The sequence below is a fragment of the Sulfuricurvum sp. genome (assembly GCF_023229695.1).
In the GTDB taxonomy this organism is placed as follows: Bacteria; Campylobacterota; Campylobacteria; order Campylobacterales; family Sulfurimonadaceae; genus Sulfuricurvum.
Genome location: NZ_JALNYS010000001.1, coordinates 122,378 through 148,696 on the forward strand (window position 1 = coordinate 122,378; position 26,319 = coordinate 148,696).

Genomic DNA, 26,319 nt, shown 5'->3' on the forward strand with positions numbered 1-26,319 from the left:
ATGGAATGGGCTGCGATATTCAGTGAGGGACGGACCGTCGCTTTTATCCTTTTGTTTACCCGCTTCAGTGCCCTTTTTATGGCGGTACCGATTTTTTCGCACATGAATATTCCCGTTTCGATTAAAGCGGCTATGGCTTTTTTTTTTACGATCGTTTTTTTTAACGCATTGCCGCCGATTGAGATACCGATGGACGGATTGAGTTTAACGGTTGCAATTTTGGGTGAGATGCTTTTTGGACTTGCCGTAGGGACGGTATTGCAATTGGCTTACCATGTCATTACCTTTGCAGGAGGGCAGATATCCTTTATGATGGGTTTTTCTCTGGCTTCGGCCATTGACCCGCAATCGGGTGTATCGATGCCGATCGTGAGCCAATTTTTAGCCCTATTGGCACTGATGGTCCTCCTTGAATTTGATCTGCACCACTGGATACTGCTGTATGCATCCGAATCCATTGCCCGTGTACCGCTCGGAGGATTTATGCTAACCCCTACCTTATTCCAATACATAGTCCATGCAGCCGGCAACATGTTTGTTGTCGGATTTATGATAGCATTTCCGATTACTGCCCTTTCGATGCTTGCTGATCTCATTTTTGGAATGCTGATGAAAACCATGCCGCAATTTAACCTTTTGGTGATCGGAATGCCGATTAAAATTGCGGTTGCTTTTGTTGTACTGATGGTAACGCTGGCAGCCACGCTTAAAATCGTCATGGCACAATCGCAAGATGCCTTTAACTTTTTGGAAAAATTATTGTAAATAGGGGCGTGAGCGCTTTATGAATGGCGAAAGGAGCGCTTCGTCGAGTGTCTGCTCACTGCATTGGATGAGAGAGGCATGCTTCATTAACAATTCCGCATCGATGGGGGCAGGGATGAGGCAGCTGAAATGCCCATCAACGGCGATAATACTCCCCTGAATCTCTCTTCCGTGGAGTACGCGTACATCAATCCTCTCATATTGTGCCAAGGAGAGAGGATCTCCATCAAGGGAACGGACGATAAGGGTAAGTCGTGCCCCTTTATTGGTCCCTTCGATAAGAGAGCGTTTTAACGCTTCGTGATGAAAGGAGGGTGTTATAATGAGAATTTTGTGACGCGAATGTTTAAACATCGTTTTTAGTTTGTGTATCAAAACGGTGTTCTGATCGGGGAGCAAATAAATAAAATTCTCTCCATACCCGAGAGAGAACATTAAAAGAAGCGGCAGAAGCTTTATCATTTTATTCTTTTTTGGTTACAATGATACCATTTAGCTTTAGCTTCATCAAGAGCAGGCAAACAAAGGGTTGTATAGATCATGAAAATTTTGCTTTTTAACGATAATCCTGTTGTCCGAAAACTGGTTGCTTTGAGTGCCCAAAAAACCAAAGATGAATTGTTCTCAGTCGGTTCAATGGAAGAAATTGGAGAGAGCGGATACGATTTAGTCATTATTGACGATGGGCTTTATCGTGATGAGCTCTTTGCATCATTGAAAGAGATCGTAACGTTTAAAGCAACACTTCTTATGGCGACACGGGGTAATGCTCTCCCCTCCGGTTTTGATCATATCATCAATAAGCCGTTTTTGCCGACCGATTTGGTCGATTTATTTGGCAGAATTAATAAAGAAGTTGCTTCAAAATCGGTTGATTTAGTCCAGGAAAGTCCAAAGAGCGGCTATGAGGCGATTAACCTTGAAGAATCTCTTTTGGAGTTTGAACCTGCTGCTGCGGACGGATTTGGATTTGATGATTTGGATGCGTTGTCGGATGCGTTTGATTTGGATACGATTTCTACCGATCTGGATGAGTTGCCGGACGATTTTGATATGGATAGCTTCTCTGAGAGCCTTGATTTGGAGGGGGAATCGGAAGCATTATCGCTCATAGATGATGAGCTCTCTCCGGCCGTTTTAGATCACGAAGAGGTGCAAGAAGTCCGTGATTTGCTAAGAGATACCGAAAAAGATGAATCGGTTGAAGATGAAAAAATAGTTGTTCAGGCAATCGATGAACTTGAATTGCCGAAGAAAGAAAATAGTGCGGAAGATGAGGATAATTTTGATTTTGACGGCTTTGATTTCGGGGAGGAGCTAGAGGAGAGAGTCCCTAACGGTGCCATTTCAGACGATGAAGATGCTTTTGATTTTGAGGGTTTTGATTTCGATGAAGCATTAGGGGAGACGGAATCCGATGGTGCGGTTGAGCTGCTGGATGATAATGCGCTGATGAATGAAATGCCTCTGGATACAATGAAAACGGATACTCTGGATGAATTGGCGAATGACGAACTTTTTATGGATGATGACATATTCATGAAGGTTACGGAAGAATCTTCGGAGGATGGGATATTAAGCGATGAAGCGTTCGATAATCTGGAATTAGAAATTCAAGATGCATTGGGAGATCTGGATATGGATGATTTGGACAGCGAATTGGAGAGTAGTGCTTTCGATTTTGATGATCCCTCAAGTATCCCATCCGTCTCTTTTGAAGAAGTTCTTGAGGAGACCCGATCGGAGAAGTCGGATAGTAAGAATAAAAAAGAAGAGGAAGCTCTCGTAGACTTCGGAGGGCTGGAAGGGCTTGATGAATTGGATTTACTGGATGAAAGAGAGCTTAAACTTGCAATCGGAGAAATGGTAGCGGATGAACCTGAAATCCGTATCGGTGGGAGTGAACATGCTTCGTTGAATATGGAAGCGTTAGACGAAGCGCTTGAATTATCGGGAGGAAACCTCGCCGAATTGCCGAAAGGAGTTGTCAATACACATCCGGAAGAGGGGATTGAGGCCCTCGAAGCTCTCCTTAAAGCATTGACGAATAAAGAGGTTGTGAAGTCCCTTAAAGGGCTTAATATCAGTATTAATATCAATTTCGGGAATGAAAAGTGAATTTATCAAGCGGTGCAATTCTAATTTTGTCGGGTCCGAGCGGAGCGGGAAAAAGTTCATTAATCACTAAAATTATTGACCATATCGGGCCGAGTTATTTTTCGATATCGACGACGACGCGTCCCATGCGAGCGGGGGAAGTAAACGGCACTCATTACCATTTTGTCAGCGAAGAGGAGTTTAAGTACGAGATCGAAAATGAGATGTTTCTTGAATATGCTTTTGTACACGGGAATTATTACGGAACGTCACTGGTACCGGTCAAAAAAGCCCTTAAAGAGGGGAAGCTGGTTATTTTCGATATTGATGTGCAAGGGCACGATGCCGTCAAGAACCGTTTAGGCGATATTACGACCTCCGTGTTTACTACGACACCGACACTGCATGAGTTAAAGCGGCGGCTTCATAACCGTTCAACCGATAGCGAAGAGGTGATTACAAGACGTATCGATATGGCGAAGCGTGAAGTGCAGCGGATCGGTGAATACGATTATTTGGTAGTGAACGATAATCTTGATGAGGCATCTGAAATTTTGATCTCCATTGCCAAATCGGCCCGTATGAAAATTCCAACCCTTCAAATTAATGAATTTATCCAACAGTGGGAAGCAAACGCTTAAAAATAAGGATCTGATGTTACGCACCTTGTCTAAACAAGTGCGAAAAGGTTAGTCATCTCCCGTATCCGAAAGATGCGGGAAGCTTCAGGGGGGTGCAGGGGACAAATTGTCCCCGCCACTTTACGGGCTATGCCCGGAAAGTGTGTAACATCAGTAATGATAAAAGCGATACGAAACTGCATAAGCACTGTTACAGCAATGAGCCGTTATACTATCTTATCAAATTTTCTACAAAAGGAACTCTGAGTTATGAGTATGCCAAGCGGAACCGAATTATTACTGATTTTCGGAATTGTTATTTTATTGTTCGGTGCGAAAAAGATTCCTGATCTTGCCAAAGGGATCGGGCAAGGGATCCGTAATTTCAAGAAAGAGATGAAAGATGATGAAGCGACTGCATCTTCAACTTCTACCGAAGCTCCTAAAAGTGTTGAAGCTTCTACCGCAAGTACGGTAGAAACCCCTAAAGATCAAGTTAAGCAAGCGTAAGTTTTGAAGCAGAAAGTTGGCGCGCTGTTGCGCGAGAAATTCAATACTGATGTGATCCTAGAAAAGCCGAAAGATCGTTCTTTCGGCCACTTCTCCACCCCTATCGCTTTTTCTCTGGCAAAAGAGTTACGAAAATCCCCTATGGTCATTGCCGAAGAGATCGCAACGTCGTTCGGGGATGAATCGATGTTTAGTGCGGTTGAATCGGTTAAAGGGTACATTAATTTTCGCCTATCCGAGCATTTTTTGGATGAATATGCGTCATGGGCCCTTTCTCATGGAGAACAATTCGGCAGCAGTGACAAAAAAGGGAAAATCCTTCTGGAGTTCGTCAGTGCCAATCCGACGGGACCGCTTCATATCGGTCATGCACGCGGGGCCGTATACGGCGATACGATGCTTCGTCTCGGGCGACACTTGGGGTACGATATCACGGCAGAATATTATGTCAATGATGCGGGAAATCAGATTGATTTATTGGGCGTATCGTTGCAACTCGAGGGGCGCAGTAGCGTACTGGGTGAAACGGTAGAGTGGCCGGAGAAATACTATCGCGGCGAATATTTGAGCACTCTTGCCAAAGAAGTCTTAGAACACTTCGGTGCGGATGCACTTCAGGATGAAAGCCGTCAAAAAGAGCTTGCGCTATGGGCAAAAGATAAAATACTAGCACTGATCGTGGACGATCTTGGGGCAATCAACGTCCATTTTGATACTTTTGTCGGCGAAGCGTCTCTTTATAATGAGTGGGACCGCGTCATGGTAAAGATGGGAAATGGGGTTTATGTGAACGAAGGGAAAACCTTTATTCGCTCTTCCGAATTCGGAGATGACCATGACCGTGTTGTTGTCCGTGAAGACGGACGTCCGACCTATCTTGCCGGGGATATCATCTATCATAACCAGAAATTTGAGCGGGGATATGATGATTATATTAACATCTGGGGAGCCGATCACCACGGTTATATTGCCCGGGTAAAAGCGGCTGTTACTTTCTTGGGATACGATTCGGAAAAGCTGGAGGTTCTCCTTTCACAAATGGTCAGTCTTCTTAAAGACGGTGAGCCGTTTAAGATGTCCAAGCGTGCCGGTACGGTTATTTTGATGAGTGATGTCGTCGAGGAGATCGGTGCGGAGGCGTTGCGTTTTATGTTTGCTTCCAAAAAATGCGATACGGCTTTGGAATTTGACATTGAAGAACTCAAGCGGCAGGACAGTTCCAACCCGATTTATTATATTCAATACGCACATGCCCGTATTCAGACGTTGGTCTCCAAAAGTGAGAAAGGGATGGATGAAATCATGCAAACTTCATTGCATGGGTTGAGTGCCGATGCGGACGGATTGTTGTTTGAAGCGCTTTTGCTCCCGGAGATCATCGAAGATGCGTTTGAATCACGACAGGCCCAAAAACTCCCCGACTACCTGAAGGTTCTTGCGGGAAGACTGCACAAATTTTACTACGATACCCGAATTATCGGGACGGAAGATGAAGCGAAGCTTTTGAAACTTCTTCTTGTTGTAGCGCTCTCTATCAAAACAGGACTCTCCCTCTTAGGGATCCAAGCCAAAGATAAGATGTAATCCTCTCTTCTTCCTTCCGAAGAGAGAATACTCTTCGAATTTTTACCCGAGTAACTCCCCGATCGATTGACGAAGTGTCTGCGTCTGATGGGACATAGCGATCTGGCTTGCCGTGATTTGATTATTGCTTTGTTGAAATTCACGGATTGCTTTGGCCATGTCGGTATCGGCAATTTGGCTTTTTGCCGCAGACTCAGCGGCTATTTTTGTTAAAAGCGAATCGCTTGTGCTGATAAACCCCTTCATTGCCGATCCGGTATCGCTTCGAATCGTCGATAGATTTTGTGCGTACGCAGCAATGGAATCAGGGTTCTCTATGGAGAGAGATTGGGGGGTGACATTGCCTAATGAAGCACTGAGCGTCTCCCCTCCCATCGAAAAGGTGAAAGAGTTATCAAATAAAGACTGCTCATTAAAAGAGGTATTGTTAATGGATTGCTGCATGGACTCGATCGTGCGGTTAAATTCCCCTTGTAGCATCTCTTTTTGAGAGGCATTCAAGGATGCGCTGTTGTTTCGAACACTCAGATCGCTCAGCACCTCCGTTTGTCGACTCAAATTTTCGAGAGTACCATCGGCAATCTGCATCATCGCAATCCCGTCATTGGCATTCATAAGCCCCTGCGTGTCTCCGCCTATCTCATTTTGGAGCATTTGGGCAATTGAGCGGGCAGCGGCATCTTCCCTATTAAGCTGCTGGGCCGCAGCGATTTTTTCAAGTGTTTTATCCTGTTTGGAGACTTCGGCATTCATGTGAGGCAATGCACTGTACTGCGTATTAAGTTGCATAAAAACTCCTTTCAAACTGGCCTTATTGGTTTAGAATAGCACTATTTGATTTAAGGTTTTATAAGTGCTTTGATATAATCACTTTATAAGATAGGGGAGCAGGAGATACACATGGTCAAAATTGCGGCGATACAGATGCAAATGGATGAAAACAGAGAACTGAATGTCACCCATGCCGAAGCGAAGGTACGCGAAGCGGCGCGCAACGGTGCTCAGATAATTTTGCTTCCGGAACTTTTTGAGGGGCATTATTTTTGCAAAGATATGGACCGAAAATATTTTGCATGGGCACAGGAACGGGAGGGGCACCCGATGATTCGGCGATTCAGCGCTTTGGCAAAAGAGCTTGACGTTGTGTTGCCGATCAGTTATTTCGAGAAGGACGGAGAACACTATTTTAACTCTCTTGTTATGATCGATGCGGACGGGACGGTGATGGAGAACTACCGAAAAACCCATATCCCCGACGGTCCCGGATATGAGGAGAAATTTTATTTTGAACCCGGCGACAGCGGATTTAAAGTGTGGCAAACCCGCTACGCCAACGTCGGTGTCGGGATCTGCTGGGATCAATGGTTTCCCGAAACGGCGCGCAGCCTGACCCTGATGGGGGCCGACATGATTTTCTATCCGACGGCAATCGGGTCTGAACCTGAGATCGGCGTCGATTCGGCGTCGCATTGGCAGCGGGTGCAGATGGGGCACAGTGCGGCGAATATCATCCCGGTCATTGCGGCCAACCGGATCGGCGAAGAGGTGGGGGAGAGCTGTACTTTGACGTTTTACGGCTCCTCGTTCATCACCGATCATACTGGTGCGAAAGTCGCCGAAGCATCCCGCGATAAAGAGGAGATACTCTACAGCGAATTCGATTCCGCTTCTATACGGGAACATCGCCACTACTGGGGATTGATCCGCGACCGCCGACCGGAGTATTATGGGAAAATTACTGAGACGCATTCAATTTCTTAAAATTATTTTTCATGCTATAATATCGATAAACTATCGATATTTTATCGACAAACTATCGATATTTTATCGACAAAGGAACGCAGAGATGGAAGCGGTATCTTTTGGTGCATTTAGCCATCTAAAGGCGGATGTGGTAAGTGAGATGCTCGATACAATGGATGAGATTCTCGTCAAAATTAAATCCAAAAATCAAAAACCCCGTACCCTCTCCATCATCGATACGGAGCGGCTTGAATATCTCAAAGCTCTTGAATCACAGTTTGAAAGAGAACAAAAGGGCGTCCGATGGCGAGAGGAAAACAAAGAAGCGATTGAAGCATTAAACGATTTTACGGTGAAATCGGGTGGATTTGCCTCCGAATACAGGGCTTTTTGATGGCACAGTTTGATCTGTATGAAAACAAAAACTGAAAATCCTGTGAAACTTATCCTCTCCTCTTAGAGATTCAAGCTGATATCTTACGCGATCTGAATACGCGATTGACTGTGCCGTTAGCGGTTGCGACGAAACCGTATAAAAGCTTACCATTTACCCCTATAATTGAAGTTCATAGTAAAGCTTACATGGTTATGTTTCATTTGATGGCATCGTATCCGATCAATGAATACGGTAGTGTGAGCGGGAGTCTCGAAAAGCATCGAAGCGAGTTATTATTCGCTTATGATTTTATGATTCAAGGATATTGATCCAATCGGATACTTTGGAACTCCTTTTGCTTTAGTGATCTAAATAGTCACTAACGGGGGTATCCGTGAGAGTTGTTTTGCGTAATAATGCTATCTTTGTTCAGGGAGGTTCTAATACTCTGGAAGAGCCGTGGATGGAAGAGTTCTTTGATCATCATATTCATAACACCCTTTTCTTGGATAACGGGGTTTTGGTGTTGAATAATGACGCCTCTTCGGATACGAAAGAGGCATTTCTCGACTCTCTCACCGATTGTTATACCCAAGCCAACGATTTGGCAAGCCCGTTTTATCGCCGTTCCCTGAAACGGTGTAAAACGGCAGCCGTCCGGATTGAGATTCCGTATAAAAAAGCGGAAAAAGTGGATATTGAGCTCTATGCATTCGGCCCTAATCGGGTGAAGTTTACTTTTTTGACTCCAAATTGCTGGGTTATGCGTTATCTGAAACAGCAGTTATCAACCCTTCTTCTCACCTCGTCATCGTCTACTATTTATATTGATGTCAGTACTCCTCATGCTAAAGCACGGCTGGAAAAAACCCTTAACCGTCGTGAAGTGCTCCACTACCAAATCAACTATCAATTTGATGATAAGTTTATGAGCCGTTTGTACGGCAACTATCGAGGTTTTGGGTACGACAGAGATACGGTAGATAAGATGATTCGCTACCATGCTATTTTTGAGATTCCGGTCGGTTCGTCCCCAGATGATTTGAAAAAGCGGTATCGTCAGCTGGCCAAACGGTACCATCCGGACCGCGTACAGACTAAGGGTCCGGAGATAGTCAATAAATACACCGAAAAATTCAAGCTTCTGCAGGAGGCGTATGATGCCTTAAGGGCGGCGAGCTAGACTCTCAAGTTCTTCAGCGCAAAAGAGATGGAGGTGCCGCTCTTTGAGGGTACGGAGCTCATTCGAGAATCCCCGCTTGGTAAAAAGAAATAGTTTATCGGGGTGAAGATCCAGTTTAGCGCATTTTTCTTCAAGCTTATGAAGCTCTTTTTTGTTGAGTTTATGGTTGGTCCATTTGCACTCCCCTACCCATGTTTTACCGCTTTTTGTTTCACTTAAGAGATCGATTTCGACTTCCCGATCCCAGTAACTCCCCGAATCGATGATGGATTCTCCAAACCGTTTACTGAGTATCTCTTCGATATAGAGATCGCATAATTCTTCAAAGATGAATCCGACAAATTCGCTGTAATGGGTTTGAAAGTAGGCTAACATCGGCGTATAGTTATTGTCACGGATACTTTTGGCATAGGGTTCGACGAACGCAAACCAGAATCGTAAAAAAGGGGTTGTAAAACGGAATTTATGGGAGATCCGGTGCCGTTCGACCTCTTTTTTAAACCGTTGTTTCGGGTGTATTTTGTGGGGAGGTGTTTCACGGGAGTGTTCAATGCAAAGATAACCGATTCGGCGTAAATAGCTAAACGCTTCGTTCCCGCGCTCTTTTCCGATTCGGGCTCGCCGGTAGGCGGAATCGAGCCGTCTGTCCCCTATGCTGATGGCATGGAGCAGTTTTCCGTAGAGGGGATTCTCTCCCAAGGGGGCAAAAATCCGGGAATGATGGGTTTCAAACGGTTTTAGGATATGGTTCGTGATAAGGGTTTCGATGGGTTCATCGCTATTGATCGAGATATCGGTTCCTCCAAAAATAGCAAACAGGTCAATGCATTGTTCCATATCGCGGGGAAGATTGCGGTGAAAAAAATCGTGAAAGAGCTTTTTATCCATTGGAGTAAATTATACCGCTTTAGGAGGTCGTGAATGGGTAAGGGGAGAAGATGCTCCGTGGTTCTGATTCGAGACGGAGCGCTTGCACAATCGTCCTTTAACGGGCTGCAAGAACCGATGATATTCGCGATAAGATATCGTTGATGATTTCGCGGTACTCTTTGAGCTGTCGAGAGAATTCATCCGTCAGAACGGTCCCCTCTTTTAAATCTTCCAGAACCGGGATAATTTTTTGTAAAAAATCGCGATGCTTGGCACATTCATGGCAAATGTCGCTACTTTCACACATATCTTCGTTCATCGTAACGTAAGCTTCTTGCGTTGCTTCATTCAGCGTGGCGAAGTATTCACTGTTTTTAGAGGCAGCTTGATCCAGAAGAAGGGCAATTTCTTCGAATTTCGTCTGTGTTTCACGTATCATATCCAACATGGCGAGCTCCATTTTAAACATTAGAGGTTAATTGTAGCTCAAAAATTAAATTTTGGAGTGAAAAGGGAGCATTTTGATACAATATCAAAAATAAGAGAGGAGAAATCGATGCACTATCGTTATATCGGACGCAGCGGTTTGCGCGTATCCCCGATCTGTCTGGGGACAATGACGTTCGGAAGCCAATGCGATGAGAAAAACGCGTTTGCGATTATGGACAAAGCGTATGAGGCGGGGGTGAATTTTTTTGATACCGCCGAGCTTTATCCGGTTCCTCCCGAAACGAAACTCGCCGGGCTGACCGAAGAGATGGTGGGGCGGTGGCTCAAAACCAAACCGCGCGATTCGGTGATTTTGGCCGGCAAGGTGGCCGGTGCCGCTTCGGGATGGTTTATCCCCCCCATCCGTCACGGATATACGGCATGCGACCGGTTTCATATCGAGCGGGCGGTTGAGGGGTCTCTGAAGCGGCTTGGGACCGATTACATCGATTTGTATCAGATGCATTGGCCCGATACGGTTGTTCCGATCGAGGAGACTTTAAGGGCGTTTGATTCGCTTGTGCAAAGCGGAAAAGTTCGCTATATCGGTACTTCCAACGACAGTGCGCACGGAACGATGAAAGCGCTGATGACCTCCAAATACGAGAAACTGGCCCGTTTCGAGTCGATCCAAAACAATTTTTCGCTTCTGAACCGCCGTGCTCTGGATGAGATCGGTGCGCTGTGCAAAAATGAAAATATTTCGCTGCTCCCCTATTCTCCTCTGGGAGGGGGGGTGCTCAGCGGAAAATATAACCAGAACATCAATGCACACGGACGATTCAGCGATTACGTCAAATCCCCAAATCAGCGTCAGCGGTTGATGGCATCACGCTTTTTAAACGACAAGACTCTCGCTTCAACGCAGGAGTATCTCCGCATTGCCCATGAAGCCGGATTGGATCCCGTGACGATGGCGATCGCATGGAGCAAGCAATTCGAGTTTGTCGCTTCGACCATTATCGGAGCAACGGTACCGGAGCAGTTGGATGCGACGCTTGCGGCGATGAATCTAACCCTCACTCCTGAGATATTAAAGGCTTTGGAGGGGGTACATGCGAAAATTCTCTATCCTATGGGCTAGTCTTATTCTGGTGATGCTGGGAGGGTGTTCAGCCAAACATTACTCCATCAGCGAACCGAAGATGATCGTTCTGAAAACGAAAAAAATTAAGTTTGCCGATATGGGGTATCTTCGCCATGAGGGGGATGCGGTCGAAGTGGAGATTTTTACCGCCGGAGTGGCTGTGGAGAAGATCTCGATCGACGCGGAGGTGTGTACCGGTTCGGGATGCATGAGCGAAGAGGCTTTTGCCCGTGAATACCTTTACGAGGGGTATCCCGCCGATACGATGCGCAATATCCTGTTGGGAAGAGATATCTTCAACGGACAAGGAAAAAGTGAAATCTGTAATGGAACCCTTTACCAATATATCCGAAACGAAGAGATGGATTTCGTTTATCGGCGTAAACCCTCGGAGATCTATTTTCGAGATTATTTGAACGGTATTATGATTAAAATAGCCGATGTAAAGGAGAACAATGCGACTGAGTGAGCGAAGCCGGACGATCGCCCAATCCGAAATACGTTCGATGACCCGTGCGTGTCATGCAAGAGGGGGGATCAATATGGCGCAGGGGGTTTGTGATCTTGAGGTCCCCTCCGAAGTCATCGATGGGGCCAAGAGGGCGATGGAGGAGGGGACCAATATCTATACCCCGACTGAAGGGCTTCCCCGATTGCGGCAAGCGATTGCCCAAAAAATGAAACGCTTCTACGATGTTTCGATTGAAGCGAATCAGGTATTGGTCAGCGGCGGTGCGACAGGGGCATTTTATACGGCATGTATGGCACTCCTAAATCCCGGCGATGAGGTGATCTTGTTCGAACCCTATTACGGCTATCACCGTGCCACGCTCCTCTCCATCGGAGCGGTACCGAAATTCGTCCGTCTTGAAGCGCCGCAATGGAATCTTGATATGGATGCCCTCGAAGCGGTCGTCACTTCCGAAACGCGCGCGATGGTGATTTGCAATCCCGCCAATCCTAGCGGCAAAGTCTTTACTCGTGAGGAATTGGAACAGATCGGTACTTTTGCACGGTTGCATGATTTGGTTGTCTTTAGCGATGAGATGTATGAGCATTTTTTGTATGACGGGAAGCGTCATGTTCCGGCATTGTCTGTTGATAGCCTCAAGGAGCGGTGTGTCACGGTATCGGGATTTTCAAAAGTGTTCAGCGTGACGGGCTGGCGGCTGGGATACGCGATCGCATCACGCGACGTGATCGAAGTGATGGCGCAGTTTAACGATTTGATCTACGTCTGTGCTCCGGCACCGCTTCAGATCGGTGTGGCTGAGGGGCTGGAGAAACTGGGAGATGATTATTACGAAGAGCTTGCACGGCTTCATCAGGTAAAGCGTGATCTCTTTTGCGATGCGCTGAAGGGTGCGGGGCTGAAGCCGAGTATCCCGGCGGGTGCTTATTATGTCATGACCGATGTGAACGGTGTGGAAGGAGGCGATGATTTCGAAAAAGCGATGGCGATACTGGAGCAAACGGGGGTCGCTTCGGTCCCCGGACGAGCATTTTATCACGACGATGCGGGGCAAAACATGGTCCGTTTTTGCTACTCTAAACCGATCGATGTACTCGAAGAGGCGGCGGAGAGAATTCGGCGACTGTGATATAATACTTAACTTATGAATTTCTATGGAAAGGGTACGAGATGCAAGCCACCTATCATTTGAATACCGATGATTTAACTGTAGATTTTTTGGAATCTATTAAAACATTGTTCAAACAAAAAACCGTTGAGATTTCAATTATTGATGAAGATGACGAAGATTTTGCGTTCGCTCATGCAATCGAGCAGGGACTAAAGAGTGAAAATGTCAGTAAAGAGGAGCTTTTAAAGGCGTTAAATGCGTCTTGAGGTCAAAAAGCAATTTTTAAAAGACATTGAGAATGTTCCTAAAAGTATAAAAATAGAGATAGTGCGTATTGTTGAATTGATTGAAATTTCTGCTTCGTTACAAGATCTCCCCAATATCAAAAAACTCAAAGGGTATAGTAATTATTATCGTATCCGTATAGGCTCATATCGTATGGGGATTGCATTGGTTGACGATGCGGTTGTGTTGTCCCGATTTTTACACCGCAAAGAAGTGTATCGCTATTTCCCGTAAATCGAACTATTCGGAATTTTTAAATTCGATTTGGAATCCAGCGTCAATTAAAACAAGGTATATCTTTGGCAATTGTAAATCAACATATCAATGATTTTTTAGATTACTACTTAAATTTAAATGAGCCTCAGTATGCCGTTTTGCTTTCTGGAAAATGGGGGAGTGGAAAGACATTTTTTGTTGACAAATTTATAGATGATCGAAAAAAGAAAAATAATGTAGTAAAAATTAGTCTATTTGGTCTAAAAACAAAAGAAGATATCCATAAAAAACTCATGTTTAAGTTGTTTGGCTTAGACAATCATCATAATGTCAAGATAATTATTAAAGCCATTGGTTTTGCGCTCAATAAATTTGTGGGTATTAAATTGATAGATATGTCTATGGAATGGGCCTTAAAACAAGAGGGCAATCAAAATGCTATTTTCATTTTTGATGATTTGGAACGAGCAGAGATAGGATTAATAGAACTACATGGATATATTAATGAATTAACGGAAATATATAAACAAAAAGTGATTCTTCTTGCTGATGAAGATAAGTTAAAAGAAGATGAAAATTATATTCTATTTAAAGAAAAAACTATAGGAAAAACATTCGCTATAGAACAAAATTTTGAAACTGCATTCGGAACATTTTTACAAGAATTGAAAAATTCAAAAGATATATTGAGTAGGAATCAATCGGTTATCAAAGCTATTTTTGGTACAGCAGGTTATCAAAATCTGCGTAGTCTACGTCAAGGGATATTAGATTTTGATCGACTCATGGGTTCATTTGATGATAAATTTAAAAATCATTCTGAACTTATGACTGAGTTTATACAGATATTTTTTGCTTTTGTATTTGAAACTAAGAGTGGTAAGTTAGATATTCATACATTAAAAGATATGTCGATGCTTCGAATTGGAAAAATGTTAAATGATAATAAACCGGATGAAGAGCTAACAATAATTGAAAAATTTTTTCACAAATATAATTTTTTATCTGATGAATTATTATTGTCAAATGAAAATTGGATTAATCTTTTTGCGAATGGAAATATATCCGCAACCGATGTTTCAGTAGATTTAAACCGTAGTCGATATTTTTTTCGAGAGCAGAAAGAAGAATGGGTGATGCTTTGGCACTATATGTGGATAGAAGAAGATGAATTTCGGATTGCATTGAAGCAAACCCTATTAAAGCTTGAAAATAATGAATATTTAAAACCTACTGTTATTCTACAGGTTTTAGGAATTTTCTTGGAACTAATAGATCAAAAAATTTATAACTATACGAAAGATCAAGTAGTTAATGACATAAAAAAATATGTGGATGAAAATATAAAAGAATTGGAAGGTATATACACGCTTAGTGATTACGAATTAGATGGGCAGTATGCTTACTATGGCTATAGAAGTGATGAATTAGATGAGTTTAAACATATTAAGGATTATTTACTAAAGCAAGCGGATAATTTGAGAAATGAGGGATTAGAGGAGAAAGGTAATCTTCTTATTCAGCATCTAAAAGAAAATAAAATTCAAGAATTTATCAATATGTTATCTGCTGAAAACAATCAAGAGATTCTCTACCGATTACCGGTTTTTAAGTCGATAATCCCAAGAGATTTTTTCGATGCTTTACTTCAGGTTGAAAACAAGAATATGCGCGATGTCCTTGATGCTTTAAAAAATAGATATGTTTCTATTTTTGCCTATCAGAAAGAGAGTGTATTAGAAGAATTGCCTTTTTGGAAATCATTTATCGACGTTATGGATTCGTTTGAAGTCAAAATTCCCTACAAAGCCAAGGATATATGGATAAAAAAACATTGTCATAATATTATAAACAAAGAGATTGTTCAAAACATAGAGAGAATAATCGAACACAAAAAGATAGAAGCGGCGGAAAATGAATAATCTCACAATTAAAGACTCCCTCACCGAATTTTTACTCTACACAACACCTAACAGCGATGTGAAGGTCGAAATATTTCTCCACAATGAGAGCGTATGGTTGCCGCAAAAGCGGATGGCGGAGCTTTTCGGAGTTGATAGAACCGTTATAACGAAACATTTGAAAAATATTTTTGATAGTGGTGAATTGGATGAAGATTCAGTAAGTGCAAAAATTGCACATACTGCCCAAGATGGAAAAAACTATCAAACAAAATTCTACAACCTCGATGCGATCCTCTCTGTCGGCTATCGTGTTAATTCGGCTCAAGCGACTCAGTTTAGAATCTGGGCGACCAAAGTTCTCAAAGAGTACATCATCAAAGGTTTTGCGATGGATGATGAGCGGCTCAAAAACGGTCGCTATTTCGGTAAAGATTATTTTGATGAACTCCTTGAGAGGGTTCGTTCCATCCGTGCGAGTGAACGGAGAATTTACCAGAAAATTACCGATATTTTCGCGGAGTGCAGTATCGATTATGATAAAAATTCGGAAACGACTAAGAATTTTTATGCTACGGTTCAAAATAAATTTCATTATGCGATCAGCGCTCAAACGGCGGCAGAGATTATTTATGAAAAAGCGGATATTTCCCAACCTTTTATGGGGTTACAGACATGGAAAAATTCACCTCACGGGCGGATTTTGAAATCCGATACGGTGATTGCTAAAAATTATCTCACCGAGGATGAGATTAAAAAGCTGGAGCGGGCAATATCGGGCTATTTTGACTACATTGAGCGGTTGATTGAAAACCGTACGGAGTTGAGTATGGTGCAGATCAAAGAATCGGTGGACAAGTTTTTAGCGTTTAATGAGTACAACGTTCTCGAAGGCAAGGGGTCGGTTACTAAAAATCAGGCGGAAGAAAAAGCGTTAGCCATTTACGAAGAGTTTAATAAAATTCAAAAAATCGAATCGGATTTTGATAAAGAAATCAAAAAACTTTTAAAAAATACACAAGGAAACTAATCATGTCGAATAAATTTGTCGGAGCCCACGTCTCCGCTTCGGGCGGAGTCTTTAATGCTCCCTTAAATGCGATGAAAATCGGTGCTAAAGCGTTTGCCCTTTTTACTAAAAACCAAAAACAGTGGGCGGCAAAGCCTCTTGATGAGGAAACAATCGCCCTATTTAAAGAGAATCTCGTTAAAAGCGGAATCCTCCCTAAACACATTCTCCCTCACGATTCGTATTTGATCATCCTCGGCCATCCCGAAGAGGAGAAGCGGCAAAAATCGTTGGATGCGTTTATTGACGAATTGGAGCGGTGTTCTCAACTGGGGTTGGATCGTCTGAACTTTCATCCGGGGAGCCACCTTAAGCAAATCAGCGAAGAGGAGTGCATCGACCGGATCGCGATGAGCATGAACGAGGCGATCCGCCGGGTGGAAGGGGTCAACCTCACGATCGAAAATACCGCCGGGCAGGGGAGCAATCTGGGGTGGCGTTTTGAGCAGATCGCCGCGATTATCGAGCGGATCGAGGATAAATCGCGCGTCGGAGTGTGCATCGATACCTGCCATATGTTCACGGCGGGATACGATATCCGAACCATTGACGCTTATGAACAAACTTGGTTGGAATTTGATAGAATTATTGGGTTTGATTACCTTAAAGGGATGCACATCAACGATTCCAAACCCGATTTGGGGAGTCATGTCGACCGGCACGACTCGATCGGAAAAGGGAAAATCGGAGTGGAGCCGTTTCGTTTTCTGATGAACGATTCGCGCATGGATGACATCCCTCTCGTGCTTGAGACGATCGATGAGACGATCTGGGCGCAGGAGATCGAGTTGTTATATTCGATGCAGGAGTAGAGAATGAGAATTATCGTAATTTCGGCGGTTACAGCCGCGACACTGACGGCGGGAGGGTATACGATCCCGGAGAGTTCGATCAACGCGACGGCTCTGAGTGCGGCGTATGTCGCCAACGCGCATGGAGCCGATACGGCGTACTATAACCCTGCGGCAATGGTTTACAATGATGACGCGGGACTCTTGGAAGTGGATACCACCTATATCGCTCTTTCAAAAATCAATTATCAGGGGAGCTATACTGCATCGGGTGTGACGACCGGCCCGTATGATATTAATTCCAACAGCGAATCTTTTTTGGTTCCGACACTCCATTACACCTCCCCCAAACTGGGGAAAAACGGTATGCGTGCCGGATTGAGTGTTGTGGTGCCGGGAGGATTATCCAAACGGTGGGATGTCCAGCCGGCAAGATCGAGTGCCCAGGAGTTTACCCTCAAAACCGTTGAGGTTAATCCTACCGTAGCCGTACCGCTAAGCGATACCGTGAGTGTGGGGGGCGGGCTCCGGATCGTCCGTACCGATGGAGTGGTAAAAAGCAATAGCGGTACGACACAGGTAAGCCGTGACTTAAAAGGGGATTCGATCGACGTGGGGTATAACCTTGCGCTGAATTATCGCCCGAAACCGAATCTTTCATTGGCCGTTACGTACCGATCTCAAATTGATTTGAGTGTGGATGGAAGTGCGATCCTGAATTATCTGCCTTCCGTATCTCCAGCCCATTCGGCTTACGACGGTCCCGCCAATGTGACGGTTCCCCTTCCGGCGGCATTGAATCTCGCGGCCGCTTATACGTTTGTTTCGGGTACAACAATCGAAGCGGTCTATACGCGTACGTATTGGTCAGCCTACAAAACGCTTGATTTTGATTACAGCGGAATTTCGAATACGGCGACGGCTGTTTTCGGTGCTCCGATACCTAAAAATTGGAAAGATACCAACACCTACCGTCTCGGATTGACCCAAAAGTATGAGAAATGGACGGCAATGGCAGGAGTCGCGTATGATGAAACGCCGGTTCCCGAAGCGACGCTGGGATATGAGTTGCCCGACTCGCATGGGTGGATCGTCTCATTGGGGGGACGGTATGCTATTGACGAGAGATGGAATATCGGTCTGGCCGGTCTGATCGATAGGAAAGAGAATCGTGAAGTGCACAATACAGCGATCAACGGTGAATTTTCAAATGCCCGTGCCTATTTGGTCACTGCCGGAATCGAGTATCGCTTTTGACCCGTTATCGTTATCCTAACCTGTACGCGATGCTCCGAAGCATTGCCCATCGGTACCCTTCTAAAAAAGCCATTTTAAGTGAAGAGGGGTCCTTCTCATATAGCGACATCTTGGGGCGTACCGACGCATTGGCACGGGCATTGGAACTTTTGGGATTGGAGAAAGGGGATAAAGTCGCTTTTATCTGCCCGAACGGTACCGAGTTTGTGACGGCCTTATATGCGGTGAGCCGGGTGGGAGGGGTGATCGTACCGATCAATACCCTTCTGAAAAATGAAGAGTATCGCTATATCCTTGATGATTGCGGTGCAAAGATCATTATCACTGGGGAGAAGCTTGATCGTGAAGTGCGTGATCTGGTGGAGAGGGTCTCTTCGGTAGAACGGATGATTTGGATTGATCATACTCCCGTGACGGATGCGAACCATTTGGTGTTTGAAGAACTGATCTCAACCCATCCTCAGGATGAAGATAATCCCCCTGCTCCGTTCGAATTGGATGAATTGGCGGCTATTTTTTATACTTCAGGGACAACCGGCCATCCGAAGGGGGCGATGATCAGTAATCGGAACCTTTTTTCCAATCTTATCGCGGGATCTGAGCGGTTTGATTTGAATGACAAAGACCGTTTTATTGTCTATCTGCCGATGTTTCACTCGTTTACTTTTACCATCATGATTCTTCTGCCGTTTTTTTCCGCAGGATCGATTGTGGTGCTCAAATCGCTGTTCCCTTTTACCAATGTCCTGAAGCAGGCGCTTTTAAAACGGGTCACAATTTTCATGGGGGTTCCCGATATCTATAATACCCTTATCCGGACAAAACTTCCCTGGTATTTTCGCTGGTTTCACTCCATTCGATGTTTTATCTCCGGGGGATCGGCCTTGAGTGAAGATACGTTAAATAAATTTAAAAAGGTTTTTAAACATTCCAAAATGCTCGAAGGATACGGTTTGAGCGAGTGCTCTCCGGCCGTTGCTATTAATCCGATTGAGAAACAAAAAAGTTTGTCGGTGGGATTGCCTCTGGACGGCTATGCGGTCAAGGTGGTGAATGAGGAGATGATTGAACTTCCTGTAGGTGAAACCGGAGAGCTGATTGTAAAAGGAGATTGCGTTATGATGGGGTATCTGAATAATCCCTGCGCAACCGAAGAGACGATACAAAACGGCTGGCTTAGAACGGGAGATATTGCTAAACTTGATGAAGAGGGGTACATCTATATTGTAGACCGGATCAAAGATCTCATTATCTCAAAAGGGATCAATATTTATCCCCGTCAAATCGAGGAGCAGATGATGCTTCTTCCGTCGGTTAAACTGGCGGCGGTCATCGCTCAAAAAGATCTGAATAGCGGAGAAGTTCCCATTGCGTTCATTGAGCTGGAGGAGGGGTATGAGTCGACAACCCCTGTTATGATCAAAGGGCAGCTGAAAGAGCATCTGGCCAATTTTAAAATCCCTAAAACCATAACCGTGGTAGAATCATTACCAAAGACTGCTACCGGCAAAGTACTCAAAAGAGTGTTAAAACAAGGAAACCATTGAAATATTTGATTGATTTTTTAGAAAACAGTTCTGTCGAAAAAACACACATTTTTTCACAGCTTAAATGTACGGTGGACGAGGCAAAAATTTTGCAGCTTTTGACCCGTAAATTTCTCCAGTCCCAAGAGGATGTTATTGTGGCTGAACTGCTGCAGGAGCTTTATGGAGCCGATGATTACGGTTATTTGAGCCATTTCGGAGAGGTAAAAACCTTACTGGAACTGGGATGGATTACGCACCACTCCTTTACCCCGATTAAAATCAATGAGCTTTCACAGTTGGAGCTTTTCAATACCCCCGTTGCCCTCACTTCGGTTTTGATGAAACTCCTCGAAGAGGGGTCGCTGGAGATGACGCTGCCGGATATCAAGCCTTATGCCGATCATTTGGAGTACCTTCAGGATCAGTTTTTCCGTATCGAGCTTTATCAAAAAATGTCCATTATCCGTCATAGCGGCAATGAACATTCGCTGGGGATTAACCGTATTCAGAGCAAGCTTGATCTGTTGGAGAAACGGATTGACGAACGGATCGCCCAAACGGATCATGACGTCGTATTGGACCGTTTTTTCAAACAAAAAAAGCTGGACCCGAAAGAACAAGTCATCTTCCTTGCATTGCTCAAAGAAGAATACAGTGCGACAGAGGGGAATTTGCGGGAGATGAATACCCTCATCGACCTGATCAGTTTTGACGATTACGAGCGGATCAAAAACCGTGCCCTCCTCGAAGACGGTGCCCGTCTGATTAATGAAGAGGTGATTGATTACGAAGAGATGCTTAACCCTTTCGGCGGAATATCCCGGGCTTTTTACATTGTGGATGAGGTGCTTCAATCCATTATGCATCCTCAGAAAAAGAAAAAAGTACGTAAACTCAAACTTGATATGCTGATTAAAGAGCAGGAGATTTTTGAACTGATCGAGCCGACGACATCGCTTGAAAATGTTGTTTTGAATCCGGCGACGGAACAGACATTGCAAAATTTGATGCGTCAGCTTGACCGCGAAGTGATCACCCGTCTTCACGCGTGGGGGATCAAAGATAAAAAAGCGGGATTGGATGCACGCATTATTTTTTACGGCCATCCGGGGACCGGAAAAACTCTGACGGCCCATTCCCTTTCCCGTTCATTAAAACGGCAGGTACTTAGTTTTGACTGTTCAAAAATTCTTTCAATGTATGTAGGAGAATCCGAAAAAAATGTACGGAAGATTTTTGATACCTACAGTGATCTGACGCGTCAGACGAAAACCGAACCGATACTACTGTTGAATGAAGCCGATCAATTTCTCTCGGCCCGATCCGCCGGGATCGGTTCGTCCGCAGATCAGATGCATAACCAGATGCAAAATATTTTCCTGGAGCAGATCGAGAAATTTCAGGGAATACTCATTGCAACGACGAACCTCCTTGAAAATATCGATCAGGCATTTTCCCGTCGGTTTAATTACAAAATTGAGTTTAAAAAACCGAATCAGCCTCAGCGCGCGGCTTTATGGAAAATGATGCTTCCGCAAAATGCTCCGTATGAGAGCGGATTTGATCTTGAAAAACTTACTTCATATCCGTTGACGGGAGGACAAATCAATCTGATCATCAAAAATACCGCATACAATGTAGCCGCCCGCGAAGACGGAACCTTTTGTCTGAACGATTTTATTTCTGAAATCCAAAAAGAGCGGCAGGGAAGTTTTGAAGGGGAAAAATCGGTCGGCTTTTTGAATAACTGATCGTACGCACCTTGCCCTAAGGGGTACTTCAAGGGGAGTTAATCTCCCGTATCCGAAAGATACGGGTGGCTTTAGGGGGGGTGCAGGGGACATCTGTCCCTGCCACTTTCCGGGCTTTGCCCGGAAAGTGCGTAACATTAGTGAATAATCAAAGATAGGCTGTTTTTGATAAAAATGTCATGGTGTTTTAATATTTTCGAGTGTACAATCTAACCAAAGAGAAATCTTCAGGAATGCGGGTGAAGGAGTTTGAGATGAGTTGGTTTAACAATAATTCGTTGCTTGAATCGGAGCTTGAAACTCTTCGACAAGCGTATCAAAAAAAAGAGGAAGAGAATCAAACGCTTCGTCAGCAACTGGATGAGCATCATAGGGCTATGAAACAGCTTGCAGAAGAGACTAAAAATAAAAATATCTCTCCGGTGATGCAGTATCAGAATGAGCAGTTGAAAAAAAATCTTCTCGATATTCAGGGAAATATCGCTTCATCCGTCTCTTTGTCAAAAGAAAATATTATCCAATCCACCTCCCTTTTGGAAAACATTGTTGAGCTTGGGCATAAAGCATCGGGGGTTTCCAAAACATTGGAAGGGCTTAATCATTTAGCGCAAGACTCAATGGAAACGGTTCAATCCCTTTCCCAGCGGGCACAGGATGTCGCGAGTATTTTAGGATTGATTAAAGATATTTCGGACCAAACCAATCTTTTGGCACTGAATGCTGCCATTGAAGCGGCTAGAGCCGGTGAACATGGACGCGGATTTGCGGTTGTGGCCGATGAAGTTCGTAAATTGGCTGACCGGACGGATAAAGCGATTAGTGAAATTAATATTTCATTACAGTCTATGAAACAGGATGTGTCGATTATCGGTGAAAAATTTGAACAGGTCCAAGAACGAATCGTCGAATCCAATGAGCTGATCGGCCATTTTAATGACTATATGGATCATGATGTCCATGTTATGGGTAAAACCTTTGAGAGTATCGCACATACCGGCGATAGAGTGTTTATGAGTTTGGCCAAACTGGATCATGTGATTTGGAAAGTGAACACTTACCTTTCAGCCATAACGGGGAAAGAACAATTCACCTTTGTCGATCACCATAATTGCCGTTTGGGGAAATGGTATTATGAAGGGGACGGATATGAATTTTTTAAGAATACTGCAAGTTATTCATCCCTTGAATCTCCCCATTCGATTGTCCATAATACTACCCACAAAGTGTTTGATTTGATAAAAACGGAAGAGGGAGGTTCCGCAAAAATATTTCAGGCGCTCAAAGAGATGGAAGAGGCCAGCAATCATGTATTCGAAAAGCTTGACCGTATACTGCATGAAAAAGATTAAGAAGAGCATTTCCTTGAATCGACCGAATTAATTCCGCATATTTTCTTCCTCCACTAGGACAACCGAAGAATTGATCTTCAATAATGTCCTGTTTTGTAACACTGGTTCAGCTTAGAAAGGGGAAGTGTTACATTATTTTACATTAACTATAAAAAACCAAATTAATTGTGTTTCCTATCGTGACATTGATAGTAAAATATTTCCCGCAAAAGGGTTTGTTTAACCCTCTTTTTGTTATAGTGCAACAACTGTTTTTATCTAAAACCGTATCCTTCGGCAAGGAGTCTCCTTGCTCGGGAATATGCCATCAACCACGAAAAGGTCGGAACTATGGAGCATTACAACGTAGCAAATCCTTATTTTGGGGTATTTGTACTATTTGTGCTAACTTTTGGAGCGTTTTACGCAACGACGGTCATCGCACGTTTAGCCAGCCGCGCATTAGCGGCCAAAGACACAGAAAAACTGAAGCTTACGGTTTACGAATGCGGACCAGAGGTGACAAAGCAGCCTAACCGCATTTCACCGCAATTTTATCTGTTTGCATTGTTATTTTTACTCTTCGACGTGGAGATTGTTTTTATGTTTCCATGGGCAATTGATTTTAAATTGCTTGGTTGGTTCGGTTTTGCCGAGATGATGATGTTTATCTTGCTTTTAGCAATCGGTTTTGTTTACGCGTGGAAGAAGGGGGCTCTCGAATGGCACAACATCAAGTAAATTATCTCAAAGACGGCGGTCTTCCCGTCGCTTTGACAACGATCGATAAAGTGGTTAACTGGGGTCGGTCCAACTCTATTTGGGCCCTTACCTACGGATTGGCATGTTGCGGTATTGAAATGATGGCTTCGGGTGCATCGCGTTACGATTTCGACCGTTTCGGTACGATTTTTCGTGCCTCTCCGCGTCAAGCCGAATTGATGGTCGTTGCCGGAACCCTGACAAAAAAACATGCGGAATTTATCCGCCGTTTGTATGACCAAATGACGGAGCCGAAATGGGTTATTTCCATGGGGTCATGCGCTAATACCGGCGGTATGTTTAACACCTATGCGACGGTTCAAGGGGTTGACCGTGTTATTCCGGTTGATCTGTATCTTCCCGGATGTGCACCGAGACCGGAAACACTTCAATACGGAGTCATGTTGCTTCAGCAGAAAATCCGTAAAGAGAGTGCATCCCGTGCACAAAAACCAAAAAGGTTGATGTAATGAGAGCCTATACACCAAAAGACGACGTACAAAAAAAACCGTACTACACTGACCGTTACTGGGTCGCTCCGCAAGTGGCAAAGTATGATGTCGGCGAAGATGCCGTTTTCGCTGCCGATTTGGAGGCGATCAAAGCCAAATTCGACGTATTGGATGCTTATATCCAGGTAGATCAAATGGTTGTCATCATTAAAGCGGAAGACAATTTTGGCGTCATTGAATTGCTTAAAAACGTCTGTGAGTATAATCAACTTTCCGAACTGAGCGCCATCGATTGGCTTGCATCCGAGGGGAAATTCGAAGTTTTCTATCAAATGCTCAGTATGACCAAACGCAAACGCCTTCGTATAAAATGTAAGATCGGCGAAAAAGAGTCGATTGAGAGCGTCGAGAAACTTTTCCGCTCCGCTGACTGGAGCGAGCGCGAGATGTACGATATGTTCGGCATCGTGATCAATAACCATCCGTATATGAAACGTATTTTGATGCCGGATGATTGGGAAGGGTTTCCGCTTCGCAAGAGCTATCCGCTTCAAGGGGACGAATTCGCTCAATGGTACGAAGTGGACAAAATATTCGGTAAAGAGGCACGTGATATCGTCGGGCCGGAAATTCGTGACAGTGCACGGGTGGACCGCTATGACACCGAGCGTTTTGCCCGTTTGGGTCATGAAGTACCGCGCGGTGCCGATATCAGTCAAGGTGAACCGGATACCCCTCTTGTTTATCAAGAAGCTGAGGGTGTTTTCCTCATTGAAAAATTTGACGCAGAAAAAAGCGTCGTGATCTCTGATCGCGATCGATAAGGGCAACCATGCAACAATCCAACAGACTTAGACCGTTTTTTGAAAATATTACGTTTGACCGTGACGATAATGAACTGATCCTGAACTTCGGTCCTCAGCATCCGTCGGCACACGGACAGCTCAGATTGATGCTCCATCTTCAGCAAGAGCAGATTACCAAAGCCCATCCGGATATCGGATATCTTCACCGTGGTATGGAGAAGATGGCAGAAAATATGATTTACAACGAATTTATGCCGACGACCGACCGGATGGACTATATTGCATCGAGTTCGAACAATTACGGCTTTGCATTGGCCGTTGAAAAACTGATCGGTCTTGAAGTGCCGCGTCGTGCAAAAGTGATCCGCATGATGCTGCTTGAGACCAACCGTTTGATGTCTCACCTTTTCTGGTTGGCGACGACGGCTCTGGATATCGGTGCGATGACGGTATTCTTATTCGCATTCCGCGAACGCGAATATTTGATGGACTTGATCGAAGACTACTGCGGTGCGCGTTTGACCCATTCAGCCGTCCGTATCGGTGGGGTACCGCTTGATCTTCCGGACAATTTTATCGCCGATTTACGTAAATTTTTGGACAAATTGCCGGAAAATATCAAAGATTACGAAGACTTGCTCGATACCAACCGTGTCTGGTTGATGCGTATGGAGAACGTCGGCGTTATCTCTACGGAGATGGCATTGAGCTGGGGATGTTCGGGTGTCATGCTCCGCGCTTCGGGCGTCGAATGGGATATCCGAAAAGAGGAACCGTATGAGCTGTACGACGAAGTAGAGTTTAAGGTTCCGGTTTCGGATAAAGGGGATAACTACGCCCGCTACAAACTCTACATGGCCGAAATGCGTGAATCGGCAAAAATCCTGTATCAGGTAATCGATATGTATGCCGATACGACACCGGAATTGATGGCGCATGCACCGCAATACATTTCGGCACCGAAAATCGACATCATGACTCAGAACTATTCCTTAATGCAGCACTTTGTCCTTGTGACACAGGGGATGCGCCCGCCGGTAGGAGAAGTGTATATTCCGACCGAATCGCCGAAGGGAGAACTTGGTTATTACATCAACTCTCAAGGGGGAGCCTACCCTTACCGTCTTAAACTCCGTGCACCGTCTTTCTGGCATACCGGAATTTTGACCGATTTATTACCGGGACACTATATCCCGGATGTTGTAGCTATCATCGGGACGACCAACATCGTCTTCGGTGAAGTTGACCGCTAAAAGGAGCATGGA

General features: G+C 44.5%; 28 protein-coding genes and 1 pseudogene. 25 read left to right on the forward strand and 4 right to left on the reverse strand.

Annotated features, from left to right (window positions below; genetic code table 11):
• Positions 1-765, forward strand: coding sequence for a flagellar biosynthetic protein FliR (gene fliR, locus M0P91_RS00685; RefSeq protein WP_295063031.1), 765 nt, complete (start codon positions 1-3; stop codon positions 763-765).
• Here fliR and M0P91_RS00690 read toward each other — a convergent pair.
• Positions 757-1,227, reverse strand: a complete 471-nt coding sequence (locus M0P91_RS00690; RefSeq protein WP_295063034.1) for a hypothetical protein — start codon at positions 1,225-1,227, stop codon at positions 757-759. The two genes, fliR and M0P91_RS00690, sit on opposite strands and share 9 nt — an antisense overlap.
• A 78-nt stretch (positions 1,228-1,305) precedes the next feature.
• On the opposite strand from M0P91_RS00690, the gene M0P91_RS00695 reads away from it, so the two are divergent.
• From M0P91_RS00695 to argS, 4 genes are all read left to right on the forward strand, one after another.
• Positions 1,306-2,883 carry a hypothetical protein gene (locus M0P91_RS00695; RefSeq protein ID WP_295063037.1) on the forward strand — a complete coding sequence of 526 codons (1,578 nt, stop codon included), beginning with the start codon at positions 1,306-1,308 and terminating at the stop codon, positions 2,881-2,883.
• Positions 2,880-3,503 (forward strand): guanylate kinase, encoded by a 624-nt coding sequence (gene gmk / locus M0P91_RS00700; RefSeq protein WP_295063040.1) that lies wholly within the window; start codon positions 2,880-2,882, stop codon positions 3,501-3,503. The genes M0P91_RS00695 and gmk overlap by 4 nt, the downstream gene beginning before the upstream one ends.
• Before the next feature lie 249 nt (positions 3,504-3,752).
• Positions 3,753-3,992 (forward strand): twin-arginine translocase TatA/TatE family subunit, encoded by a 240-nt coding sequence (locus M0P91_RS00705; RefSeq protein WP_295063043.1) that lies wholly within the window; start codon positions 3,753-3,755, stop codon positions 3,990-3,992.
• A 3-nt stretch (positions 3,993-3,995) separates the two neighbouring features.
• The gene (gene argS, locus M0P91_RS00710) at positions 3,996-5,576 is read left to right on the forward strand and encodes an arginine--tRNA ligase (RefSeq protein ID WP_295063046.1); all 1,581 of its coding nucleotides are present in this window, start codon (positions 3,996-3,998) and stop codon (positions 5,574-5,576) included.
• Positions 5,577-5,618: 42 nt separating this feature from the next.
• Here argS and M0P91_RS00715 read toward each other — a convergent pair whose 3' ends face one another.
• The gene (locus tag M0P91_RS00715; protein ID WP_295063049.1) at positions 5,619-6,365 is read right to left on the reverse strand and encodes a flagellin; all 747 of its coding nucleotides are present in this window, start codon (positions 6,363-6,365) and stop codon (positions 5,619-5,621) included.
• Between the two features lie 111 nt (positions 6,366-6,476).
• On the opposite strand from M0P91_RS00715, the gene aguB reads away from it, so the two are divergent.
• The 4 genes and pseudogenes from aguB to M0P91_RS00735 all read left to right on the forward strand — a co-directional run bounded on the left by aguB (position 6,477) and on the right by M0P91_RS00735 (position 8,878).
• The gene (gene aguB / locus M0P91_RS00720) at positions 6,477-7,337 is read left to right on the forward strand and encodes an N-carbamoylputrescine amidase (protein ID WP_295063052.1); all 861 of its coding nucleotides are present in this window, start codon (positions 6,477-6,479) and stop codon (positions 7,335-7,337) included.
• 85 nt (positions 7,338-7,422) lie between these two features.
• Positions 7,423-7,713 carry a type II toxin-antitoxin system CcdA family antitoxin gene (locus M0P91_RS00725; RefSeq protein WP_295063055.1) on the forward strand — a complete coding sequence of 97 codons (291 nt, stop codon included), beginning with the start codon at positions 7,423-7,425 and terminating at the stop codon, positions 7,711-7,713.
• Between the two features lie 56 nt (positions 7,714-7,769).
• Positions 7,770-8,024 (forward strand): annotated as a pseudogene (locus tag M0P91_RS00730) (CcdB family protein); the annotation flags it as partial.
• A gap of 65 nt (positions 8,025-8,089) precedes the next feature.
• A complete protein-coding gene (locus M0P91_RS00735) occupies positions 8,090-8,878 on the forward strand; it encodes a J domain-containing protein (RefSeq protein ID WP_295063057.1) in 789 nt (262 codons plus the stop codon).
• Here the strand turns inward: M0P91_RS00735 and M0P91_RS00740 are convergent.
• Both M0P91_RS00740 and M0P91_RS00745 read right to left on the reverse strand, forming a co-directional pair.
• Entirely contained in the window at positions 8,861-9,766 is a 906-nt protein-coding gene (locus M0P91_RS00740) for a DUF234 domain-containing protein (protein ID WP_295063060.1), read from the reverse strand. The two genes, M0P91_RS00735 and M0P91_RS00740, sit on opposite strands and share 18 nt — an antisense overlap.
• A 97-nt stretch (positions 9,767-9,863) precedes the next feature.
• Entirely contained in the window at positions 9,864-10,217 is a 354-nt protein-coding gene (locus M0P91_RS00745; RefSeq protein ID WP_295063063.1) for a hypothetical protein, read from the reverse strand.
• Between the two features lie 87 nt (positions 10,218-10,304).
• Between M0P91_RS00745 and M0P91_RS00750 the strand changes: the two genes are divergently transcribed.
• The 16 genes from M0P91_RS00750 (at position 10,305) to nuoD (ending at position 26,307) form a co-directional block, all read left to right on the forward strand.
• The gene (locus M0P91_RS00750) at positions 10,305-11,321 is read left to right on the forward strand and encodes an aldo/keto reductase (protein WP_295063065.1); all 1,017 of its coding nucleotides are present in this window, start codon (positions 10,305-10,307) and stop codon (positions 11,319-11,321) included.
• Positions 11,293-11,793: a hypothetical protein gene (locus M0P91_RS00755; RefSeq protein ID WP_295063068.1), complete on the forward strand. Its 501-nt coding sequence runs from the start codon at positions 11,293-11,295 to the stop codon at positions 11,791-11,793. The genes M0P91_RS00750 and M0P91_RS00755 overlap by 29 nt, the downstream gene beginning before the upstream one ends.
• On the forward strand, positions 11,780-12,925 hold the full coding sequence (locus tag M0P91_RS00760; protein ID WP_295063071.1) for a pyridoxal phosphate-dependent aminotransferase: 1,146 nt from the start codon (positions 11,780-11,782) through the stop codon (positions 12,923-12,925). Before M0P91_RS00755 ends, M0P91_RS00760 begins: the two co-directional genes overlap by 14 nt.
• A gap of 41 nt (positions 12,926-12,966) precedes the next feature.
• On the forward strand, positions 12,967-13,173 hold the full coding sequence (locus M0P91_RS00765; protein WP_295063073.1) for a hypothetical protein: 207 nt from the start codon (positions 12,967-12,969) through the stop codon (positions 13,171-13,173).
• Positions 13,163-13,426: a type II toxin-antitoxin system RelE/ParE family toxin gene (locus tag M0P91_RS00770; protein ID WP_295063076.1), complete on the forward strand. Its 264-nt coding sequence runs from the start codon at positions 13,163-13,165 to the stop codon at positions 13,424-13,426. The genes M0P91_RS00765 and M0P91_RS00770 overlap by 11 nt, the downstream gene beginning before the upstream one ends.
• Before the next feature lie 65 nt (positions 13,427-13,491).
• Positions 13,492-15,330 carry a P-loop NTPase fold protein gene (locus M0P91_RS00775; RefSeq protein ID WP_295063079.1) on the forward strand — a complete coding sequence of 613 codons (1,839 nt, stop codon included), beginning with the start codon at positions 13,492-13,494 and terminating at the stop codon, positions 15,328-15,330.
• The gene (locus M0P91_RS00780; RefSeq protein WP_295063082.1) at positions 15,323-16,339 is read left to right on the forward strand and encodes a virulence RhuM family protein; all 1,017 of its coding nucleotides are present in this window, start codon (positions 15,323-15,325) and stop codon (positions 16,337-16,339) included. Before M0P91_RS00775 ends, M0P91_RS00780 begins: the two co-directional genes overlap by 8 nt.
• A gap of 2 nt (positions 16,340-16,341) precedes the next feature.
• On the forward strand, positions 16,342-17,190 hold the full coding sequence (nfo, locus tag M0P91_RS00785; RefSeq protein ID WP_295063085.1) for a deoxyribonuclease IV: 849 nt from the start codon (positions 16,342-16,344) through the stop codon (positions 17,188-17,190).
• A gap of 3 nt (positions 17,191-17,193) precedes the next feature.
• Positions 17,194-18,426, forward strand: coding sequence for an outer membrane protein transport protein (locus M0P91_RS00790; protein WP_295063088.1), 1,233 nt, complete (start codon positions 17,194-17,196; stop codon positions 18,424-18,426).
• On the forward strand, positions 18,423-19,973 hold the full coding sequence (locus tag M0P91_RS00795) for a long-chain-fatty-acid--CoA ligase (protein WP_295063091.1): 1,551 nt from the start codon (positions 18,423-18,425) through the stop codon (positions 19,971-19,973). Before M0P91_RS00790 ends, M0P91_RS00795 begins: the two co-directional genes overlap by 4 nt.
• Positions 19,970-21,706: an AAA family ATPase gene (locus M0P91_RS00800; protein WP_295063093.1), complete on the forward strand. Its 1,737-nt coding sequence runs from the start codon at positions 19,970-19,972 to the stop codon at positions 21,704-21,706. The genes M0P91_RS00795 and M0P91_RS00800 overlap by 4 nt, the downstream gene beginning before the upstream one ends.
• Positions 21,707-21,960: 254 nt before the next feature.
• Positions 21,961-23,055 carry a methyl-accepting chemotaxis protein gene (locus M0P91_RS00805; protein WP_295063096.1) on the forward strand — a complete coding sequence of 365 codons (1,095 nt, stop codon included), beginning with the start codon at positions 21,961-21,963 and terminating at the stop codon, positions 23,053-23,055.
• Between the two features lie 330 nt (positions 23,056-23,385).
• Entirely contained in the window at positions 23,386-23,775 is a 390-nt protein-coding gene (locus tag M0P91_RS00810) for an NAD(P)H-quinone oxidoreductase subunit 3 (RefSeq protein WP_295063099.1), read from the forward strand.
• Positions 23,757-24,266, forward strand: a complete 510-nt coding sequence (locus tag M0P91_RS00815; protein WP_295063101.1) for an NADH-quinone oxidoreductase subunit B family protein — start codon at positions 23,757-23,759, stop codon at positions 24,264-24,266. The genes M0P91_RS00810 and M0P91_RS00815 overlap by 19 nt, the downstream gene beginning before the upstream one ends.
• Positions 24,266-25,072: an NADH-quinone oxidoreductase subunit C gene (locus M0P91_RS00820; protein WP_295063104.1), complete on the forward strand. Its 807-nt coding sequence runs from the start codon at positions 24,266-24,268 to the stop codon at positions 25,070-25,072. Before M0P91_RS00815 ends, M0P91_RS00820 begins: the two co-directional genes overlap by 1 nt.
• 8 nt (positions 25,073-25,080) lie before the next feature.
• The gene (gene nuoD, locus M0P91_RS00825) at positions 25,081-26,307 is read left to right on the forward strand and encodes an NADH dehydrogenase (quinone) subunit D (RefSeq protein WP_295063107.1); all 1,227 of its coding nucleotides are present in this window, start codon (positions 25,081-25,083) and stop codon (positions 26,305-26,307) included.
• The last annotated feature ends 12 nt before the right edge of the window (positions 26,308-26,319 follow it).

What these genes read in the sequence shown, in the direction of transcription:
- M0P91_RS00695 (WP_295063037.1), top strand. Translation starts at nt 1,306, where the DNA reads ATGAAAATTTTGCTTTTTAACGATAATCCTGTTGTCCGAAAACTGGTT.
- M0P91_RS00705 (WP_295063043.1), top strand. Translation starts at nt 3,753, where the DNA reads ATGAGTATGCCAAGCGGAACCGAATTATTACTGATTTTCGGAATTGTT.
- fliR (WP_295063031.1), top strand. Translation starts at nt 1, where the DNA reads ATGGAATGGGCTGCGATATTCAGTGAGGGACGGACCGTCGCTTTTATC.
- M0P91_RS00815 (WP_295063101.1), top strand. Translation starts at nt 23,757, where the DNA reads ATGGCACAACATCAAGTAAATTATCTCAAAGACGGCGGTCTTCCCGTC.
- M0P91_RS00745 (WP_295063063.1), bottom strand. Translation starts at nt 10,217, where the DNA reads ATGTTTAAAATGGAGCTCGCCATGTTGGATATGATACGTGAAACACAG.
- M0P91_RS00715 (WP_295063049.1), bottom strand. Translation starts at nt 6,365, where the DNA reads ATGCAACTTAATACGCAGTACAGTGCATTGCCTCACATGAATGCCGAA.
- M0P91_RS00810 (WP_295063099.1), top strand. Translation starts at nt 23,386, where the DNA reads ATGGAGCATTACAACGTAGCAAATCCTTATTTTGGGGTATTTGTACTA.
- M0P91_RS00780 (WP_295063082.1), top strand. Translation starts at nt 15,323, where the DNA reads ATGAATAATCTCACAATTAAAGACTCCCTCACCGAATTTTTACTCTAC.
- M0P91_RS00750 (WP_295063065.1), top strand. Translation starts at nt 10,305, where the DNA reads ATGCACTATCGTTATATCGGACGCAGCGGTTTGCGCGTATCCCCGATC.
- aguB (WP_295063052.1), top strand. Translation starts at nt 6,477, where the DNA reads ATGGTCAAAATTGCGGCGATACAGATGCAAATGGATGAAAACAGAGAA.
- M0P91_RS00755 (WP_295063068.1), top strand. Translation starts at nt 11,293, where the DNA reads ATGCGAAAATTCTCTATCCTATGGGCTAGTCTTATTCTGGTGATGCTG.
- M0P91_RS00760 (WP_295063071.1), top strand. Translation starts at nt 11,780, where the DNA reads ATGCGACTGAGTGAGCGAAGCCGGACGATCGCCCAATCCGAAATACGT.
- M0P91_RS00790 (WP_295063088.1), top strand. Translation starts at nt 17,194, where the DNA reads ATGAGAATTATCGTAATTTCGGCGGTTACAGCCGCGACACTGACGGCG.
- nfo (WP_295063085.1), top strand. Translation starts at nt 16,342, where the DNA reads ATGTCGAATAAATTTGTCGGAGCCCACGTCTCCGCTTCGGGCGGAGTC.
- M0P91_RS00690 (WP_295063034.1), bottom strand. Translation starts at nt 1,227, where the DNA reads ATGATAAAGCTTCTGCCGCTTCTTTTAATGTTCTCTCTCGGGTATGGA.
- M0P91_RS00765 (WP_295063073.1), top strand. Translation starts at nt 12,967, where the DNA reads ATGCAAGCCACCTATCATTTGAATACCGATGATTTAACTGTAGATTTT.
- nuoD (WP_295063107.1), top strand. Translation starts at nt 25,081, where the DNA reads ATGCAACAATCCAACAGACTTAGACCGTTTTTTGAAAATATTACGTTT.
- M0P91_RS00725 (WP_295063055.1), top strand. Translation starts at nt 7,423, where the DNA reads ATGGAAGCGGTATCTTTTGGTGCATTTAGCCATCTAAAGGCGGATGTG.
- M0P91_RS00820 (WP_295063104.1), top strand. Translation starts at nt 24,266, where the DNA reads ATGAGAGCCTATACACCAAAAGACGACGTACAAAAAAAACCGTACTAC.
- M0P91_RS00740 (WP_295063060.1), bottom strand. Translation starts at nt 9,766, where the DNA reads ATGGATAAAAAGCTCTTTCACGATTTTTTTCACCGCAATCTTCCCCGC.
- M0P91_RS00770 (WP_295063076.1), top strand. Translation starts at nt 13,163, where the DNA reads ATGCGTCTTGAGGTCAAAAAGCAATTTTTAAAAGACATTGAGAATGTT.
- M0P91_RS00805 (WP_295063096.1), top strand. Translation starts at nt 21,961, where the DNA reads ATGAGTTGGTTTAACAATAATTCGTTGCTTGAATCGGAGCTTGAAACT.